This window comes from Vibrio sp. 10N.222.48.A3, from assembly GCF_041475345.1.
Taxonomy (GTDB): Bacteria; Pseudomonadota; Gammaproteobacteria; order Enterobacterales; family Vibrionaceae; genus Vibrio; species Vibrio tasmaniensis_A.
The window spans coordinates 1-5,088 of sequence record NZ_JBFRVX010000483.1 but is presented as its reverse complement, the minus strand read 5'-3'; the positions used below and the strand labels follow the sequence as shown (position 1 = coordinate 5,088).

The 5,088-nt window shown below is 44.7% G+C and carries 4 protein-coding genes; 1 reads left to right on the top strand and 3 read right to left on the bottom strand.

The annotated features are described in order from the left end of the window. Positions 1-556, top strand: a 556-nt coding sequence (gene cobO / locus AB4653_RS14310; protein WP_372104522.1) for a cob(I)yrinic acid a,c-diamide adenosyltransferase, incomplete at its 5' end; no start/stop codon positions are given. Between the two features lie 239 nt (positions 557-795). Here the strand turns inward: cobO and AB4653_RS14305 are convergent. The 3 genes from AB4653_RS14305 to apbC all read right to left on the bottom strand — a co-directional run bounded on the left by AB4653_RS14305 (position 796) and on the right by apbC (position 5,060). Beyond that, positions 796-2,979, bottom strand: coding sequence for an AsmA family protein (locus tag AB4653_RS14305; RefSeq protein ID WP_009848618.1), 2,184 nt, complete (start codon positions 2,977-2,979; stop codon positions 796-798). Positions 2,980-3,085: 106 nt separating this feature from the next. Next, entirely contained in the window at positions 3,086-3,727 is a 642-nt protein-coding gene (udk, locus tag AB4653_RS14300) for a uridine kinase (protein WP_004734002.1), read from the bottom strand. Positions 3,728-3,983: 256 nt separating this feature from the next. Further along, on the bottom strand, positions 3,984-5,060 hold the full coding sequence (gene apbC / locus AB4653_RS14295; protein ID WP_009848619.1) for an iron-sulfur cluster carrier protein ApbC: 1,077 nt from the start codon (positions 5,058-5,060) through the stop codon (positions 3,984-3,986). Between the last annotated feature and the right edge of the window lie 28 nt (positions 5,061-5,088).

The following is a 5,088-nucleotide window of genomic DNA, read 5'->3' as shown; positions in this document are numbered from 1 at the left end:
AGTAAAAGAGCAAGTCGATGCACGTGTTGCAGCAGCGCAAGAAGTGAAAGGACTGTTATTGGTTATTACTGGCAACGGGAAAGGGAAATCGACATCAGGTTTCGGTACGATTACACGTGCAGTCGGTCACGGTAAGAAATGTGCCGTTGCTCAGTTTGTAAAGGGAACCTGGGATAACGGTGAAAAGAACGTTCTTCAAAAACTCGATGTAGAGTTCCAAGTGATGGGTACAGGCTTTACTTGGGAAACTCAAAATAAGGCGAAAGATATTGAAGCCGCACAGCGCGTATGGAAAGAGTGCCAACGCATGCTAGCTGATGAGTCGATTGATGTAATTCTGTTTGATGAGCTGACGTACATGGTAAGCTATGGCTACATCGAGCTAGATGAAGTGGTAGAGGCTCTGAGTAACCGTCCTAAAATGCAATCAGTGATCATCACAGGCCGTGGAGCGCATCGTACTTTAACGGACATGGCCGATACCGTGTCTGAAGTTCGTAACGTTAAACACGCTTTTGAGTCTGGTGTTAAAGCTCTGCAAGGTGTGGATTGGTAACAGCCTTCCAACCAGAGGTCCCCGACTCGGTCACTCTTCCCTCTCGAGGATGACGACCACTAGACTGTCTCGCCCTTGAACAAGGCACTAATACCTATCGTCATTCCCTAATGCGAGGGACGAGCTTCATAGGGAATCTCTCTTGGGTATTATCGGCAGCCAAACAAAAGCGCCATTCCTCGTAATAAGGAATGGCGCTTTTTATATGCTATTTATATGCTATTTATTTAAAATAGCGATTAGTTAAACAAGCCTTTGAGTAAACCATTGACTGCATCTCTAGTTTTCTCATCTTTGATCTTGTCACCGTATTTTTCTTCAAGTTTCTTAATACCGCGATCAATCTCTTTTTCAGCTTTCTGTTTCAACACATCATCAAAAACAAGCCCAAATTTCGGGTCAGCCCACTGGCCGGTTACCTTAATTGGAATCGTCACATCTTTGAGATCATCAATGCTCTTACCACCCTGGCCTTCAAGCGAACCAACAATTGACGTGCGAACCAGGAAGTCGACCGTTTCATTGATGAAGTTTGCTTTACCTTGACCTGTCACGCGTAAAAGAGGCGATTGTGCCGATAAGTCATTCGTTGAAACCCAACCTTTATCAACCTTGAGTGTTGCTTTCATTGCACTAAAATCTGTCTTTTGAGACTCGTCTTTGCTTTCGACTTTTTCGCCTTTGATCTTAGCGTAGTTTTCTCTAATCAGTTGCGCGATGTTGATGCCATTAACCGCACCATCTTCAAAGTTAATCGCAATAGTACCAACCAAGTTCTTCTTGATTCCTGTTGGCGTCAAGCTCTTACCTTTAACGTTAACATCGATATTACCGGTACCTTCCAGCGTATCGTTGTTCGCTACGTCAACCAGTAACGGTTGTACTTTTACGCCTTTAATCTTTTTCTTAGCCGTGTAAGTCGCTGGCGTCTTGCGTGCATCTAATCGTGCTGTTGCCGAGATAGAGCCTTGGTAAAGATTCGAGGTAAACGATATCAGATCTGCGATACCACGGTTAACTGAGAACGCAGTTTTCACGTTCTGCATTTTTGCGTTGTTCGCCTTGAACTTATCGATTGTGATATTACCTTTCACATCGAGCGTTTTCAGAGCTGACAGGTCAGGTTCTACTTCTTTCGCAGGAGCCGAGTTATCTGAACTTGAAGTCGAGCTACCTGAGCTTGACGTCGAAGAAGCTGTAGTATTTGAAGTTGAGCCACCAGCAGAATCAGAAGGCGCAGCGCTCGCTGTTTCTTCTGTATTACCTAGGCCTAAGAACTCATCTAAATCGATGTTCGGGCTATGAAGAGAAAAACGAACCTTTGGTATTTCAGATAAAGTGATGTCCGCTTTACCGTCTAGTGCGATAGCGTTAGCTTGCAGCTTCGCTAGCACAAAGCTCAAGTGACTCTTCGTTAGATCAAAGCTTAAGTCAGACAGCATATCCACTTTCATTGGTGATTGAGGAAGCGTTTCACCTTTGAATGTTGAGTCTAATGTTAACTTGTTCAGTGTAACTTTTGAGATCGCGCTATCGACAGTTAAGTCACCGCCACCTTTAAGATCAAGGTCAAGACCAGCAGCATTACCAATCACCGCATAAGTCAGTTGGTTAACCTTATCGAACTCAAACGTATTTAAGCCAATCTTCGCTGACTCGATCGACGTTGCTGGATCATTGAACTTCGCATTAAGGTCAATATTTCGTAATGCGTAGCTTGCAAAGCCTTCCGCTAATTTGAATTCAGCACTGCCATTTGCAGAGAACTTCTGTTGGTTGTTTTCACCAGAAGCCGCAAACGTCGCGGTCGTCCATGTATCAACGGCAAACTCAGAAAGACTCAAAGACACATCGTATAGCTTAGTGAATGAACCTGCTTGCTTGTCGTCCATCTCAAACAATGCGTTTGAGACAGTTACACCTGCAAGATTGATCGTCCAGCCAGATGTGTCTGTAGAAGTTTGCTCTTGAGGCGCCGGTGTTGCTTCAGAACTTGTATCCGCTGCAGGTTCAGACTCCTTAGGAGCAGACACTTGTGTGAGCGCATCGATGTTCTTGCGACCATCTTTAAGCGTTTCTAAATAAAATTCTGCACCATCTAGAGTGATATTGCCGATCTCTAGTTGATTGCTAAATAGCGGAGTAACCGAAACATCAACGCCAACCGTATCAACCTTAAACAGGTTTGGTTGAGTGAACCCTTCAGGGTTACGTAATTCAGTTTGACCAAGTTCGAAGCCAATAGATGGGAAGAATTGCCAACTGATATCACCCTCGATCACGAGCTCTAGGCCTGTGTGTTTTTGGGCTTGTTCGACAATTAATGGCTTAAATTGGTTGGGATTCACTAACAGCACTAGTGCCAGAATTGCTGCAACGACAACAAACACTGGTACAGCTATGAAAATGAGTAGTTTCTTCATCCGCATATTCCTTGCTTAGATTCCAAAAGAAAGTGGCACTATAAAAGTGCCACTGATTCGGTAAAAAATAAAGCTAAGTGAGTCACTTAGGCAAAATTTAATTCGATTAAGACTTCAACAACTTCGCAATATGCGCTTTTAGCACATCAATCGCAATACGGTTTTTACCACCACGAGGAACGATGATGTCTGCATGTTGTTTTGAAGGCTCGATAAACTGCATGAACATTGGGCGTACTGTTTCTTGGTATTGTTTAAGTACCGTATCCATTGTTCGACCACGCTCTTCTACATCACGCTTAACACGACGTAGTAGACAGATGTCCAACGGTGTATCCATAAATACGCTTGCGTGCATTAGTTTACGAAGACGCGGGTCTGTCAGAAGCAGAATACCTTCTAAAATGATCACTTTCTTAGGAGTAAGTGTAGTCGTTTCAGAAGTGCGTGTGTGCTCTGTGTAGCTGTATTCAGGAACTTCCACGGCATTGCCACTCATTAGCTGCTGTAGATGTTCGCATAAAAGGTCATGATCTAGTGCATTTGGGTGGTCGTAGTTAGTTTTAACTCGCTCTTCCATACTCAAGTGACTTTGGTCGCTGTAATAGCAATCTTCCGTGATAACACCAATTTGATGGTCGCCTACTTTTTCGCGCAGCTCATTATAAATCGTACTCGCGATCAGGCTTTTTCCTGAAGCTGAAGCGCCAGCGATACCTACGATGACACATTGATTATTATCAGACATTAATTTGCACCCGATATGGTTTGGTGGTGGGAAGAGATAAACCGCCTGATTATAGGGGCTAAAGCATATAGATTCTAGTCGCGATGTTAGCTAATTGCAGTCAAATTGATGATCTCAATACATTTACTTAAAACAATCGTTTGCTTTCAAATAACTTAAATACAACTATATGCACACCCCCTATGGCTATCCACCTAATCCAACCGTTGTTTATCTCACCCAAACATGATTTACACACCTTTGTGATCAGCCATTGCTATTCAACCATCGAGAAGTTAATCGCCTCTGGTCTCGCCTTACCAGTCCAGAACATCTTCGCAGCCACGTTCTCAGCAAGCTCTAAGTAATGACGCGTGTGTTCACTGTCTGGACGACGTATAACGGTTGGGCAACCTGCATCAATATCTTCCCGTACATCAATGTGCAGCGGAATTTGCGCTAAGATATCGAGGTAAAACTCTTCTGACATGGCTTCCGCGCCACCAGCGCCAAAGATATGCTCTTTCTCGCCACAGTGGCTACAGATATGGTAGCTCATGTTTTCCACTAAGCCTGCCACTGGCACGCTCACTTTATCAAACATTGCCACACCTTTACGCGCATCGGCTAATGCCAAATCTTGAGGGGTGGTCACCACAACCGCGCCCGTCACTGGGATCTGCTGCGAAAGCGTTAGCTGAATATCACCCGTACCCGGTGGCATGTCGATAACAAGGTAATCCAATTCTGGCCATACGGTTTCATTCACGAGCTGACCTAAAGCCTTCGCTGCCATTGGGCCACGCCAGATTGCAGCATCATCTTTCGACACAAGATAGCCAATAGAATGCGTAAAAATGCCGTGCGCCTCGATTGGCATCATCCATTTGTTGTTCTGCACTTCTGGCTTTGCATCCAGTTGACCGAGCATCATCGGCACAGATGGACCATAGATATCCGCATCCAACAAGCCCACTTTTGAACCTGACTTAGATAACGCAAGCGCAAGGTTTACCGAAGTTGTCGATTTACCCACCCCACCCTTTGCCGACGTCACGGCGATAATGTTCTTAACGCCCTTCAAAGGTGTCGCGACTGTTGTTTCTAGCGCAGACGGCTTCACTTTTACTTCAAACTGAAAAGCGCTAACAAGTTGCTGTTCAATCTGGGAGTGGATCCACTGTTCCAGTTCAACCGCGAGCTGATTGGCAGCAAAAGGCAAGGTAATAACAAATGACCCACGCGGATCAACCGATACAATATTTTGGTGTAGCGCCCACTCTGGGATGAGGATTGGTGACTCGAACTCATTCAACCATGAACAGAAATCTTGCTTAGAAGTAAAGTTACGCATTGGGGCTCCTTTTTTTATTTATGCTATC

Excerpts from the sequence above, each read along its gene's own strand:
- apbC (WP_009848619.1), bottom strand. The coding sequence starts at position 5,060 with ATGCGTAACTTTACTTCTAAGCAAGATTTCTGTTCATGGTTGAATGAG.
- AB4653_RS14305 (WP_009848618.1), bottom strand. The coding sequence starts at position 2,979 with ATGAAGAAACTACTCATTTTCATAGCTGTACCAGTGTTTGTTGTCGTT.
- udk (WP_004734002.1), bottom strand. The coding sequence starts at position 3,727 with ATGTCTGATAATAATCAATGTGTCATCGTAGGTATCGCTGGCGCTTCA.